This is a genomic window from Thermomonas brevis (genome assembly GCF_014395425.1).
GTDB classification, from domain to species: domain Bacteria; phylum Pseudomonadota; class Gammaproteobacteria; order Xanthomonadales; family Xanthomonadaceae; genus Thermomonas; species Thermomonas brevis.
Map to the genome: position 1 here is coordinate 845910 of NZ_CP060711.1, position 12766 is coordinate 858675.

The window sequence follows — 12766 nt, forward strand, 5'->3', positions numbered from 1 at the left end:
CCGCCTTCGCGGGGATGACGTTTACATACATCTAGAGGTATTCCCCAATGGCTGAAATCACCGCTTCCCTCGTGAAGGAACTGCGCGAGCGCACCGGCGCCGGCATGATGGAGTGCAAGAAGGCGCTCACCGAAACCAACGGCGACATCGACGCCGCGGCCGAAGCGCTGCGCAAGTCCGGCGCCGCCAAGGCCGACAAGAAGGCCGACCGCGTCACCGCCGAAGGCCGCATCGGCGTCGCCCAGGCCGGCGGCAAGGCCGTGCTGGTCGAAGTGAACTCGGAAACCGACTTCGTCGCCAACGACGTCAACTTCAAGTCCTTCGTCGATGCCGTCGCGCAGGCCGCACTGGCGTCCGGCGCCGCCGACGTCGAAGCCCTGAAGGCCGCCAAGCTGGCCTCCGGCGAGACCGTCGAGGAAGCCCGCGCCGCTGCCATCCAGAAGCTGGGCGAGAACATCCAGATCCGCCGCCTGGTCAAGATCGACGGCAACAACACGGTCGGCGCCTACGTGCACACCAACGGCAAGATCGGCGTGCTGGTCGACCTGGCCGGCGGCAGCGCCGAACTGGCCAGCGGCCTGGCGATGCACGTCGCCGCCATGAACCCGCCGCACAACAAGGCCGCCGACGTGCCGGCCGAGTTCATCGCCAAGGAAAAGGAAATCGAACTGGCGAAGATGAGCGAGAAGGACAAGGCCAAGCCGGCCGACATCCTCGAGAAGATCATCAGCGGCAAGCTCAACAAGATCGTCAGCGAAGTGACCCTGTACGGCCAGAACTACGTGCTGGACAGCGACAAGACCGTCGAAGCCGTGCTGAAGGCCGCCGGCGCCGACGTGGTCGGCTTCCAGCGCCTGGTGGTCGGCGAAGGCATCGAGAAGGTGCAGGAAGACTATCTGGCCGAAGTCGCCAAGGCGATGCAGGTCTGATCTTCCGCTTCACCCGATGCACGAAGAACCCGCCGGCGACGGCGGGTTTTTTGTTGCGCGGCATCCACTCGACGGACGCCGTGCCGCCGGCTAGAGTGCGCGCAGGAGATGGCGTTCCTCCCGTGAATCGAACCGCAGCGTCCGCTGCTGATGACGCCTACAGCCACCTGACCAACGTCGGGGCTGTAGGCACGCGCCCACGCCCCGCATTGGTCGGCCCGATGAATCTTCGAGCAACGACCAATGCCATCCTTTTTCCATCGTTCCGAACAGATCGAACTGCTTCCCCGATTGGGGAAGTGGCTGATCATCGCCAGCCTCGTCGCCGTCCTCGCCGGCAGCGCGTCGGCGTTCTTCCTGCTCGCCCTGGACCGCGCCACCGCCTGGCGTGAGGCCCATCGCTGGGCGATCTGGCTGCTGCCCGTCGCCGGTTTCGGCGTGGGGCTGGTCTATCACCTGCTGGGCAAGCAGGTGAATGCCGGCAACAACCTCATCATCGACGAAATCCACGATCCGAAGAAGGTCGTGCCCCTGCGCATGGCGCCGCTGGTGCTGGGCGGCACGGTGGTGTCGCACCTGTTCGGCGCATCGGTGGGCCGGGAAGGCACCGCCGTGCAGATGGGCGGCGCGTTGGCCGACCAGCTCACCCACCTGCTGCGCCTGCAGCGCGAAGACCGCCGCGTGCTGCTGATGTGCGGCATCGCCGCGGGCTTCGCGTCGGTGTTCGGTACGCCGCTGGCCGGGGCGGTGTTCGGGCTGGAAATCCTCGCCATCGGCCGGATGCGCTACGACGCGCTGTTCCCGTGCATGGTCGCCGGCATCGTGGCCGATCAGGTGTGTCTGGCCTGGGGCATCCATCACACGCCGTATGCGGTGGCCGGGATCGTGCCTGTGGGTGCGTGGAGCGTGCTGGCGGTGGTGATCGCCGGCATCGTGTTCGGCCTTGTCGGCATGCTGTTTTCCAGCGCGGCGCATGGCCTTGGCGCGCTGGTCAAGCGGCGGATCGCGCAGGCGCCGCTGCGGCCGTTCGCGGGCGGCCTGGCGATCGCCTTTGCGTTGTGGGCGCTGGATGGCTATCGCTATATCGGGCTGGGCATCCCCGACATCGTGCGTGCGTTTCAGCAGCCGATGGCGCCGTGGGATTTCTTCGGCAAGTTCGGCTTCACCGTGGTCTCGCTGGGCACCGGCTTCAAGGGCGGCGAAGTGACGCCGCTGTTCTATATCGGCGCGACACTGGGCAACGCGCTGGCGCCGCTGCTGCACATGCCGTTTTCGCTGATGGCGGGCATCGGCTTCGTCGCGGTGTTCTCCGGCGCGGCCAACACGCCCATCGCGACCACGCTGATGGCGATGGAACTATTCGGCGCCGAGATCGGCCCGCTGGCGGCCATCGGCTGCGTCACCGCCTACCTGTTCTCGGGCCACACCGGCATCTACCGCGCTCAGCGCATCGGCCACGGCAAGCACCACAAGCGGCGGCTCGCCGCTCCGGAACACCTGCGCCTCGCCGAGCTCGCGCTGTTCCGCAGCGCGGAAGCCGAACGCGCCGGCGCGCGGCCGGCATGCGATCTCCCGACCGCGACCACCACCGAGGAAACGCGTCCATGAGCTCCCGGCAGGCACCGACCATCGCCGCCCTGCGGCTCTACTTCCCGCACGTCGCCCAAGCCAGGCCGACGCGTTTCTGGCATCGGCTGAGCGCGCCGGCGCTCGCCCGGCATCTGCTGCTGGCGGCCCGCGAGGCGCAGATCGTGCAAGCGATCCTGCATCACGTCAGCTCCGGCTATCTTCCCGGCGAGCGACTCTCGCACCACCATCCGGAACTCACGGACATGCGCCATCCGCAGTGCCTGGAGCTGCTGGACACCGAACAGCGGCTGCGCGATTTCATGCGCGAGCACGCGGAGGAACTGCGCAAGGTGCATGCCGTGCTGTTCCTGTGCGAATTGCCGCTGGAGCACGAGCGCACGGGGTGATGCAGCGCGGCAGGCCGCCCGCGTCCGCTTCAGGCGCGATGGTAGGGATGGTTCGCCAGCAGCGCCGCCGCGCGATAGAGCTGCTCGGCCAGCACCAGCCGCACCAGCATGTGCGGCAGGGTCAGTGGGCCGAGCGACCAGTGTTCGTCGGCGCGGGCGATGACCTCGGGCGCGTGGCCTTCCGGGCCGCCGATCAGGAAGGCGAGATCGCGGCCCTGCCCGCGCCAGTGTTCGAGGCGCTGGGCGAGGTGTTCGGAACTGTGCATCTTGCCGCGTCCGTCCAATGCGACGACGTGGGCGCCCTTCGGCAGCGCAGCGAGGACGCGCGCGCCTTCGTCTGCGGTCGCCCTGACGGTGTCGCGGCCTTTGCCGCGCACGCCGGGCTCCACTTCGACGAGGTCGAGCGGCAGCCAGTGCGACAGCCGCTTCTGGTATTCGGCGAAACCCTGCGCCACCCAGCCGGGGGCGCGTTCGCCGACGGCGACGAGGCGGGCTTTCATTCCGAGAAATCAGCGACGAGGAAGGCGCAGCGGGCGCTGCGGCTCACTCCTCTTCGTCGGCACTCGCCGCGGCCGGCGGCTGGTCGCCCACCGACCACAGCCGCTCCAGCGCGTAGAACTCGCGCACGCGCGGCAGCATGACGTGGACGACCACGTCGCCGAGATCGACCAACACCCATTCGGCCTCGCGCTCGCCTTCCACGCCGAGCGGGACGACGTCGAGCTTCTTGGCGAAGCGCACCACTTCGTCCGCCGCCGACTTCACGTGGCGGGTGGAGGTGCCGGAGGCGATGACCATGAAATCGCAGACGCTGCTCTTGCCGCGCACGTCGATCTGCACCACGTCCTTGGCTTTCAGCTCCTCCAGTCCGCCGTGCACGGCCTTCAGCAGGGCCTCCACGGAGGGCGGCGGGGTGGGCAGGCTGGTCTTGATGACGTGGGCGGCAGTGGTCAAGGGCGAACGCTCGATGAAGATGCAGGCAGTATAACGGCCGGGTCGCGGTAGAGATTGAGCTGGACGATACGGGCCGCGACCCGTTCAGGAACCCAGTCCCGCCACTGCTCGCCCGCGGCGATGCGGCGGCGAAGCTCGGTGGAGGACTCCGGGCGCAGCTCGGCCAGCGGCAGCAGGGCGAAGCCGCCGTGCGGGCTGTCCGCCAGCGCGTCCGGCGGCAGCCAGCGCTGGCCGATCTCCGCCAGCACCTGGGGAGCCTCGGCGCGCAGGCGGGCGGCATCGACCTCGGCCCCCGGCCGCTGCACGGCGACGATGTGGGCCAGGTCGAACAGCTCGCGCCAGCGGTGCCAGGTATGCAATTGCAGCAGCGAATCCGCGCCGATCAGCCATGCCAGCGGCGCGGAGCCGCCGAGGTCGGCGCGCAGTTCGGCCAGCGTGTCGCAGGTGTAGGACGGGCCGGCGCGATGCAGTTCGCGGCGATCCACGCGCAGGGCCGGCTCGCCTTCGATCGCCAGCTCCAGCAGCTCCGCGCGCTGTTCGGCGTCGGCGTGAGTGGCGGCCTTGTGCGGCGGATCGCGGGCCGGCAGCAGCGCGACCTCGGCGTGCAACGCATCGCGCGCGGCGCGGGCGATGGCGACGTGCCCGTTGTGCACGGGGTCGAAACTCCCGCCGTAGAAAACGCGCAGCGGGCCGCTCACGAGGCCAGCAGGCGCAGCGCGCCCTTGTCCGCCACCGCCAGCAGCAGGCGCTCCAGCTGCAGCCAGGCATCGGCGGATTCCTTGCCCGGCCGCACCCGGCCCTTGGAGACGCGGTCCACGCCGCCGGCGTCCACCAGCAGCCGCTGCCAGCGCTCCGGCGTGTGCCGCGCCAGCGCGCGCTTGTACACCGCCTGCTTGGAATCCCAGATCCGCAGCGCCTTGCACTCGGCGGCGAAGTTGCGCGCCCGCGCCAGCGCGGCGACGGTGTTCAGCTCCTTCACCACCATGCCCATCAGCGCCGGAATCGCCTCGCCTTCCGCCTTCAGGCCGGCGATGACGCGCGAGACCTGCGCGGGCTGCCCGTTCAGCGCGGCATCGACCAGCCGGAACACGTCGAAGCGCGCGGAGTCGGCGACCAGCGCGTCCATCCGCTCGGCGTCCAGCACCTCGGCCTGCCCTTGCAGCAGCAGGGCCAGCTTGTCCACTTCCTGCGCCGCCGCCAGCAGATTGCCTTCCACCCGCTGCGCCAGCCGCGCCACCGCGTCGGGCGTGGCCTTCACGCCGCGGCTGCGCAGGCGCTGGCCGATCCAGCCGTTGAGTTCGTGCGGCTTGACCGGCCAGGCGACCGCGAGGTGGCCGGTTCTGGCGACGGCCTCGCTCCATTTGCCGGCATGCGATTTCGACCATTCGCCGGCCACGATCAGCAACACCACGTCCTGCGGCGGCGCGGCGCAGAAGCCGGAAATCAGCTTCGCGCCCTCCGTGCCGGGCTTGCCGGTGGGCAGGCGGATTTCGATCAGGCGCCGGCTGGCGAACAGGCTGGGCGCGTGGATCGAGGCGTCCAGGCCACCCCAGTCGGCGTCGCGGCCTTCCATGTCGTGCACTTCGCGCTCGCCGATGCCCTGCGCGCGTGCGGCGGCGCGCACCGCGTCGGCGGCTTCCAGCACCAGCAGGGGCTCGCTGCCGGCCACCAGATAGGCGGGCCGCAGCGGCTCGTTGGCCAGTTGCCCGGCGAGGCGGTCCGCGCTCAGTTCCATGCGATCGGCCGCACGCCGGCCTTACGGCGCCGGCTTGGAAGCGGCATCGACGCGGCGCAGGATCGCCGCCGCCATGTCGCGGCGCAGCTCACGCACCAGCATTTCGCGCTCGCTGGCCTTGCCGATGGAGTCCACCGCCGGCGCCAGATAGTCGCGCGACAGCTCCACCGCCTGCTGCGGCACCGCGGCGGTGCCGTCGGCGCGATGCAGGCTGAACACCACCGCGTAGCGCAGCGCGTATTCCTGCGCGCGGCCGGACTGGTCGTTGCTGATCGGCGTGTCCGCCCATTGCTCGGACACCACCTGCAGGGTCGCCACGCCTTCGGTCGCCTCGGACGGGGCCGCCTGCGCGCCGGCGCGCTGCAGGCCCTCGGCCAGCATGTCGGCCAGCGGGCTGTAGCGGTCGGCCGCGAGGACGCGCACCGGGCCGAGGTTCTCCGGCAGGTTGAGCGCGTTGCGCAGGTGGAAACCGCAGCCGGACAGCAGGGCGGCGGACAGGGCGAGGACGGAGAGGCGGGATTTCATGTGGGGGAGTCTAAGCCATCGCGGCCGTCATCCCCGCGAACGCGGGGATCCAGCGTCTTTGATGTTTATCCGTGTGAAAGACACTGGACTCCCGCGTTCGCGGGAATGACGAATCGAAATCACACCACGATGTTGACGATCTTGCCCGGCACCACGATCACCTTCTTCGGCGCCTGCCCGGCCACGAACGCGGCCACGTTCGGCTCCGCCAGTGCGGCGGCTTCGATGGCCTCGCGCGGGGTGTCCACGCCGACCTCGATCGTCCCGCGCAGCTTGCCGTTGACCTGTACCGCCAGCTTGACCGCGTCGCGCACCAGTGCGGCGGGATCGGCCTGCGGGAACGGCACGTCTTCCAGCAGCGTTTCCGGGTGGCCCAGTGCCTGCCACAGCGCGTGCGCGATGTGCGGAGTGATCGGGTTGAGCAGCAGCACGATGGCCTCGAACGCCTCGTGGCGCACCGCGCGCCCCTGCTCGCTCATGTCGCCGAACTTGCCGACGTGGTTGAGCAGTTCCATCAGCGCGGCGATGGCCGTGTTGAAGCTGTGGCGACGGCCGTAGTCGTCGCCGACCTTCTGGATGGCTTCGTGGGTCTGCCGGCGCAGGGTTTTCTGCGCGGCATCGAGCTGTGCGGGATCGACCAGCGGATGATCCGGCTGCGCGGCGTGCGCGTGCACGTCGCGCCACAGGCGGCGCAGGAAGCGCGCCATGCCTTCCACGCCGGCCTCGCTCCACTCCAGGGATTGTTCCGGCGGCGCGGCGAACATCGAGAACAGGCGCACGGTGTCGGCGCCGAACTTGTCCACCAGCACCTGCGGATCGACGCCGTTGTTCTTCGACTTCGACATCTTCTCGGTGCCGCCGATCTTCACCGGCTGCCCGTCGGCGATCAGCGTCGCGCCGGTCACGCGACCCTTGTCGTCGCGCTGCAGCTCCACGTCGGCCGGGTTGATCCACTCCTTCGCGCCGTGCTCGTCCTCGCGGTAGAAGGTGTCGGCGATGACCATGCCCTGCGTCAGCAGGCGCGTGGCCGGTTCGTCGCTGTGCACCAGCCCCGCGTCGCGCAGGAGCTTGTGGTAGAAGCGGAAATACATCAGGTGCAGGATCGCGTGCTCGATGCCTCCGATGTATTGATCGACCGGCAGCCAGTAATTCGCGCGCTCGTCCACCATGTCCGCCGCGCCCGGCGAAGTGTAGCGCGCGTAGTACCAGCTCGACTCCATGAAGGTGTCGAAGGTGTCGGTTTCGCGCTCGGCCGGCTTGCCGCACTGCGGGCAGGTGGTCTTGCGCCATTCGGGATCGGACTTGATCGGCGAATGCACGTCGCCCGAGGCGAAGGCGTCGGCCACGTCCTCCGGCAATACCACCGGCAACTGGTCTTCCGGCACCGGCACCACCCCGCAGCTTGCGCAGTGGATGACCGGGATCGGACAGCCCCAGTAGCGCTGGCGACTGACGCCCCAGTCGCGCAGGCGGAAATTGATCTTGCGCTTGCCGGTGCCCGCAGCCTCGAACTTCGCTGCGAGCGCGTCCAGCGCACCGTCGAAGTCCAGCCCGTTGAACTCGCCGGAGTTGATCAGCCAGCCACGCTCGGTCTGCGCGCCGTCTTCCTCGATGCGGCGCAGGTACTCGCGCACCACCGACACTGCGGCGTCGATTTCGAACACGTCCACCGGCGCGTGGCCGCCCAGCGCGACCGCCATCGGGTCGTCGTGTTCCTTCAGGTGCGCGGACATTTCCTCCAGCGCGTCGCGCGTGGCCGCATCGACGATCACCGGCTTCACCGGCAGGCCGTAGGCCTTGGCGAACTCCCAGTCGCGCTGGTCGTGCGCCGGCACCGCCATCACCGCGCCGGTGCCGTAGCCCATCAGCACGAAGTTGGCGACGTAGATCGGCACGTCGTCTCCGGTGATCGGATGCCTGGCCCATTGGCCGGTGGCCATGCCGCGCTTTTCCTGCGTTTCGAGTTCGGCCTCGGACACGCCGCCCTGCTTCAGGTCGGCGAGGAAGGCGGCCAGCTCCGGATTGTCCTGCGCGGCCTTCAGCGCCAGCGGATGCTCGCCGGCGATGCTGATGAAGGTGACGCCCATCAGCGTGTCGGGGCGCGTGGTGAACACGGTCAGCGGCTCGGATTCGCCATCGACCGCGAACTGGATTTCCAGGCCTTGGCTGCGGCCGATCCAGTTGCGCTGCATGGTCTTGACCGAATCCGGCCAGCCGTCGAGCGTGTCCAGTTCGTCCAGCAATTGCTGCGCGTAGTCGGTGATGCGCAGGAACCACTGCGGGATCTCGCGCTTCTCCACCAGCGCGCCGGTGCGCCAGCCGCGGCCGTCGATCACCTGCTCGTTCGCCAGCACGGTCTGGTCGACCGGATCCCAGTTCACCACGCTGTTCTTGCGATACGCGACGCCCTTCTTCAGCAGGCGCACGAACATGCGCTGCTCGTGGACGTAATAGTCCGCCTTGCAGGTGGCGAACTCGCGGCTCCAGTCGATGGCGTAGCCCAGCGACTTCAGCTGCGCGCGCATGTGCTCGATGTTGGAATACGTCCACTTGGCCGGCGCGGTCTTGTTCTTGATCGCGGCGTTCTCGGCGGGCAGACCGAAGGCGTCCCAGCCCATCGGCTGCAGCACGTTGTGCCCGGTCATACGCTTGTGGCGGCTGATCACGTCGCCGATGGTGTAGTTGCGCACGTGGCCGACGTGCAGTGCGCCCGACGGGTACGGCAGCATCGACAGGCAGTAGTACTTCGGCTTGCCGGCGTCTTCCTTCACCTCGAAGGCGCGGTTGGCGGCCCAGAACGACTGGGCGGCGGATTCGACGGTGCGGGGATCGTAGATGGCGGGCTCGGACACGGCGGAAAACGCTGGAATCGGGGTTGGAAGCCTACCGCAGCGCAGCAAAGGCCGCCATTGCCTCGCCCTGCGTCCGGCCCGCGCGCCAGCGGGCGGAGCCGTCCCCTGGCCGGTCGTTATCCAGCAGGCGCTTGTGCGGCATCGGCGCAGCGGCGAGGATGTCCGCCGCTGCCGCGCCGCGCAGCCCCAGAGCCGGGAGCCGGATACCGATGGAATTGCTGACGCTGGAACACTTCGCCGGCTGCGTGAACGAGCCCTTCTCCGCCGCGCTGAACGGCATGGATGTGGAGTTCGTGCTGGTCGAAGCGCGCCCGCTGCCGCCGCCCCCGAGTTCCGCGAACGCGGCGCGCGCACCTTTCTCGCTGCTGTTCCGCAACACCTCGCCGGTGCTGTTCCCGCAGCAGATCTATCCCATGCGCCATGCGCGGGTCGGCGAGGTCGGGATCTTCCTGGTGCCGATCGCGCAGGAGCGCGCCGGCTTCCTGTACCAGGCCGTCTTCAACTGAGCGGAACGAACCCGGCATCGCCCGGCTCCCCTGAGTGTCTTACCGAAAGCGGCCCTGCGTCAGGACGACGCCGGCGACCATCGCATCGCCCGATATCCGCCTTCGCCGCCTTCCACCACGAAGCCCAGCCGCTCGTAGAGCCGACGCGCTCCGGGATTGGCCTCCAGCACATGCAGCCGCATGCCGCGCGCCAGCGTGGCCGCCTCCCGCTGGCTCTGGCCGATCAGCGCGCTGCCCAGCCCGCCGCCGCGCAGCGTCGGGAACAGGCTGATGTCGATGAGCAAGTGGTCCGGCGTCGCGCGCCGCAGGTAATAGCGGCCGACCGGGCCGCGCCCTTCCTGCTCCAACGCCAGGAAATCGGCATCGCCGTAGTGGGCGAGGTAATGGCGATGCTGCAGGTCGAACTGCTGGTCGAGGAACGCGCGCTTGGCGGCCTCAGGCCACGGCACCGGCGCCATTTCCTCGGCGCGGGTGGTGGCGTACAGGTCGCGCAGCCAGGGCAGATCGCCCTCGTGCAACGAACGCAGCGAGAAGCCCCGCATCGCCAGCGCTTCGGGAATCCGCATGCGGTCGGGCCGTTCCCGGGGGAACGGCGCCGGCCGGGCGGAATGCTCCGCCGTCATGTCACGGGAAGGACGGGAACACGCCCTGCAACGCGATGCAGAAATTCACCCCGAGGTAGGGCTGCTGGTTCTGGTGGGGCTGGCCGCCGCCTTGGCTGGGGCTGATCATATTGGGGGCGAAGGTGGTGTTGGGCGCGCTGGAAGAGAAGGGCCTGTTCGCGGCGATGCCGGGCTGCGACAGGCCGCCGTTCGTGGCGGGCGAGCCCGAATTCGACGGTACGAACGCGTTGATGCCGTGATTGTGCTGCGGGATCTGCTGCGTGGTCAGCGTCACCGTGTTCACGCCGAAGGTTTCGCCGATGGTGCGCGGCGTGAGGCCCGGCCCCTGGCCCTGTTCGCAGCCGGCACGGCCGGCGAAGTTGGGCAACTGGAACGTGGTCTGGCCGTTGCCGCCGTACTGCGTGCCGAGCAGCGAGAACAGCGCGGTGTTCTGCTGGATCGGCATGGTGGCGCCGTTGCAGAACGCCCAGCCGCGCGGATTGAAGTTGAAGCCGAACAACTGGATTTCGCCGATGAAGGGTTCGGTCATGATGTGTGTCCTCCGATGAAGGATGCCGCGCCGGCATGGCGCGATGGAATGCGTTTCGTGCGTGCGGCAGCTCAGCCTTGCGACGGAAAGATGCCCGCCCATGCGATGCAGTACTGCACCGTCAGCGTGGGCATGCAGTTCTCGTGCGGCTGGCTGCCGCCGGCGAGGCCCGTCGATTGCGCCGACATCGGCACCGCCGTCGCCCCCGTGATGTCGGACGCATAGAAATTGTCGCCGCTGACCGCGCCCGGCAGCAGGGCGATGCCTGGCGTCAGAGCGGTCGCCGCTCCGGTCGTCGCCACCGCCGTGTGCGTGTGCGCCGGCATCTGCTGGCTGAGGAGGGTGACCGACTCGGTGCCCGACTTCTGGCCGATGACGTAGTTGCTCAGTCCCGGCCCGGTGCCTTGGTGGATGGGCAGGCGGCCGCGCAGGTCAGGCACTCCGAAAGTGGACTGGCCGTCGCCGCCATAGGTGGTGCCAAGCAGCGTATACAGAACCTCGTATTCGGCGATCGGCAGCAGGGTGCCGTCGCAGGCCTGCCAGCCGTTGGGGGCGCCACGGGAGCCGAAACCGAACATGCGGATCTCGCCGACATAGGGTGTACTCATGGGAGGTACTCCGGAAGATTGTTGTGTGGATATCCGCCAGGTTCGAGAACGCGGGCATCCAGCGTGAGTCGGTGCGCCTCAGTTGCGCGACGGGAAAATGCCCTGCAGTGCGATGCAGAAATTGATCGTGGTGTAGGGCTGGAGATTCGGATGCGGCTGGCTGCCGCCTGCCGGAGCGACGGTCTGGGGGTTCAGGGGAACCGGGGAACCCGTGCTGGCGGAATACAGATTCGGCGGAGGCGCTCCGGCATTGGTGCTGGTGGCGAAAACGCGCCCGCCCGCGCTGCGATTGTCTCCGCCGGCCGTCGATGCGTTCATCGAATGGGTATGCGGCGGGAGATTGGTCGACAGGAGGGTGACGTTCTCGACGCCGTCGGTCTGTCCGATCTGCACCGAAGGCGGCTGCCAGCCGGGATCGACCGAGGAGGCGTAGCCCACGGGCGTGCGGCTGCGCAGATCCGGCAGCGCGAAGTTGGTGACGCCGTTGCCCCCGTACTGCGTCCCCAGCAGCGAGAACAAGGCCTGGTTCTGCGCGATCGGCAGCAGTTGCCCATTGCATAACGCCCAGTATTTCGGCGCGAAGTTGAAACCGGCCATCATGATCTGGCCGATGAAGAATTCGCTCATCGTGATCCTTCCCCTCGATTGTGTGGACGCCCTGCACGATTGCACGACGCCTTTTTCACTCTGAACGCGTATCGGCAGCCCCACAATCCCGACGGCGGCGTATGGTTTTCCCGATTTCGTCCCTGAGCTTCCTCTGACAACGCGATCCTGTTCCAATACCAGCCAGCCGCGCCGGCACGCCATTCCATTTGGCCGATCCCGGACCCGGCCTGCGTTGGGGTGACAAGTACAGCAAGCGTCAATGGTCGATGCGACCGCTCCGCGTCACGCGGATGGATTCCCGGGGAAAAACACATGCATATGCTTTCGAGGCTTCTGATGCGTCGCCGCGGCGGTCGCCGGTTCCTGTCTGGTTGCCATCTGCTGCTGTGCAGCCTGGCGTTGCTCTGGCCCGCGCTGGCAAGCGCGCAGCATACGTCCGCGGAATGCCCGGCCCAGACCGCCACCGTCAGCGCTGGCGGCACGGTGACCATCAACGTCTCCGATTGCGAATTCTCCAGCGGCTTCGGCGGAGACGGCGCCATCGACGGCGGCAGCTACGGCCCCGCCGATTTCGAGGACTACGGTACCGCTACGCTTCGGCATACCGGCGGCCAGTGGTTCCTCGACTACAGCAACACCAGCGGGAGCGTCGGCTCGACCGATGTCTTCGAATTCGCCGATGGCTCGCTTACCGGCGCCGGCGACGTCCGGGTGAGCATCACCATCACCCCGGCCGCCTCGGCCATCACCGTTTCCCCCGGCTCGCTGCCGACCCTGACGGCTGGTACCCCCTTCTCGCAGACGCTGACCTCCAGCGGGGGCGTGGCGCCCTACACCTACTCCCTAGCGGGCGGCGTCCTGCCGCCCGGATTGACCCTGACCGCCGGCGGCGTCCTGAGCGGCACGCCGACCCAGCGCGG

The 12766-nt window shown here is 68.5% G+C and carries 14 protein-coding genes, 1 pseudogene and 1 riboswitch; of the genes and pseudogenes, 5 read left to right on the forward strand and 10 right to left on the reverse strand.

Features of this window, described 5'->3' with window-relative positions:
- Positions 1-47 precede the first annotated feature (47 nt).
- The 3 genes from tsf to H9L17_RS03905 all read left to right on the forward strand — a co-directional run bounded on the left by tsf (position 48) and on the right by H9L17_RS03905 (position 2905).
- Positions 48-929, forward strand: coding sequence for a translation elongation factor Ts (tsf, locus tag H9L17_RS03895; protein WP_187571051.1), 882 nt, complete (start codon positions 48-50; stop codon positions 927-929).
- Positions 930-1024: 95 nt separating this feature from the next.
- Positions 1025-1096, forward strand: a riboswitch (Fluoride riboswitch).
- Between the two features lie 76 nt (positions 1097-1172).
- Positions 1173-2537: a voltage-gated chloride channel family protein gene (locus tag H9L17_RS03900; RefSeq protein WP_187571052.1), complete on the forward strand. Its 1365-nt coding sequence runs from the start codon at positions 1173-1175 to the stop codon at positions 2535-2537.
- Positions 2534-2905, forward strand: coding sequence for a hypothetical protein (locus H9L17_RS03905; RefSeq protein WP_187571053.1), 372 nt, complete (start codon positions 2534-2536; stop codon positions 2903-2905). The genes H9L17_RS03900 and H9L17_RS03905 overlap by 4 nt, the downstream gene beginning before the upstream one ends.
- Before the next feature lie 29 nt (positions 2906-2934).
- Here the strand turns inward: H9L17_RS03905 and rlmH are convergent, their stop codons facing one another.
- From rlmH to leuS, 6 genes are all read right to left on the reverse strand, one after another.
- A complete protein-coding gene (rlmH, locus tag H9L17_RS03910) occupies positions 2935-3405 on the reverse strand; it encodes a 23S rRNA (pseudouridine(1915)-N(3))-methyltransferase RlmH (protein WP_187571054.1) in 471 nt (156 codons plus the stop codon).
- 43 nt (positions 3406-3448) lie between these two features.
- A complete protein-coding gene (gene rsfS, locus H9L17_RS03915) occupies positions 3449-3859 on the reverse strand; it encodes a ribosome silencing factor (protein WP_187571055.1) in 411 nt (136 codons plus the stop codon).
- Positions 3856-4557 (reverse strand): nicotinate-nucleotide adenylyltransferase, encoded by a 702-nt coding sequence (gene nadD, locus H9L17_RS03920; protein WP_246455158.1) that lies wholly within the window; start codon positions 4555-4557, stop codon positions 3856-3858. The genes rsfS and nadD overlap by 4 nt, the downstream gene beginning before the upstream one ends.
- Positions 4554-5594, reverse strand: a complete 1041-nt coding sequence (gene holA / locus H9L17_RS03925; protein WP_187571056.1) for a DNA polymerase III subunit delta — start codon at positions 5592-5594, stop codon at positions 4554-4556. The genes nadD and holA overlap by 4 nt, the downstream gene beginning before the upstream one ends.
- A gap of 21 nt (positions 5595-5615) precedes the next feature.
- Positions 5616-6119, reverse strand: coding sequence for an LPS-assembly lipoprotein LptE (locus H9L17_RS03930; protein ID WP_187571057.1), 504 nt, complete (start codon positions 6117-6119; stop codon positions 5616-5618).
- A gap of 119 nt (positions 6120-6238) precedes the next feature.
- Positions 6239-8971 carry a leucine--tRNA ligase gene (leuS, locus tag H9L17_RS03935; RefSeq protein ID WP_187571058.1) on the reverse strand — a complete coding sequence of 911 codons (2733 nt, stop codon included), beginning with the start codon at positions 8969-8971 and terminating at the stop codon, positions 6239-6241.
- A 209-nt stretch (positions 8972-9180) separates the two neighbouring features.
- On the opposite strand from leuS, the gene H9L17_RS03940 reads away from it, so the two are divergent.
- On the forward strand, positions 9181-9477 hold the full coding sequence (locus tag H9L17_RS03940) for a DUF6916 family protein (protein ID WP_187571059.1): 297 nt from the start codon (positions 9181-9183) through the stop codon (positions 9475-9477).
- Between the two features lie 59 nt (positions 9478-9536).
- Here the strand turns inward: H9L17_RS03940 and H9L17_RS03945 are convergent, their stop codons facing one another.
- The 4 genes from H9L17_RS03945 to H9L17_RS03960 form a co-directional block, all read right to left on the reverse strand.
- On the reverse strand, positions 9537-10043 hold the full coding sequence (locus H9L17_RS03945) for a GNAT family N-acetyltransferase (protein ID WP_187571060.1): 507 nt from the start codon (positions 10041-10043) through the stop codon (positions 9537-9539).
- 58 nt (positions 10044-10101) lie between these two features.
- Positions 10102-10629, reverse strand: a complete 528-nt coding sequence (locus tag H9L17_RS03950) for a phage tail protein (RefSeq protein WP_187571061.1) — start codon at positions 10627-10629, stop codon at positions 10102-10104.
- 71 nt (positions 10630-10700) lie between these two features.
- Positions 10701-11237, reverse strand: coding sequence for a phage tail protein (locus H9L17_RS03955; RefSeq protein ID WP_187571062.1), 537 nt, complete (start codon positions 11235-11237; stop codon positions 10701-10703).
- A 78-nt stretch (positions 11238-11315) separates the two neighbouring features.
- Positions 11316-11864, reverse strand: coding sequence for a phage tail protein (locus tag H9L17_RS03960; RefSeq protein ID WP_187571063.1), 549 nt, complete (start codon positions 11862-11864; stop codon positions 11316-11318).
- Between the two features lie 318 nt (positions 11865-12182).
- Here H9L17_RS03960 and H9L17_RS16275 point away from each other — a divergent pair.
- Positions 12183-12752, forward strand: a pseudogene (locus tag H9L17_RS16275) (putative Ig domain-containing protein); the annotation flags it as partial.
- Positions 12753-12766: the final 14 nt, after the last annotated feature.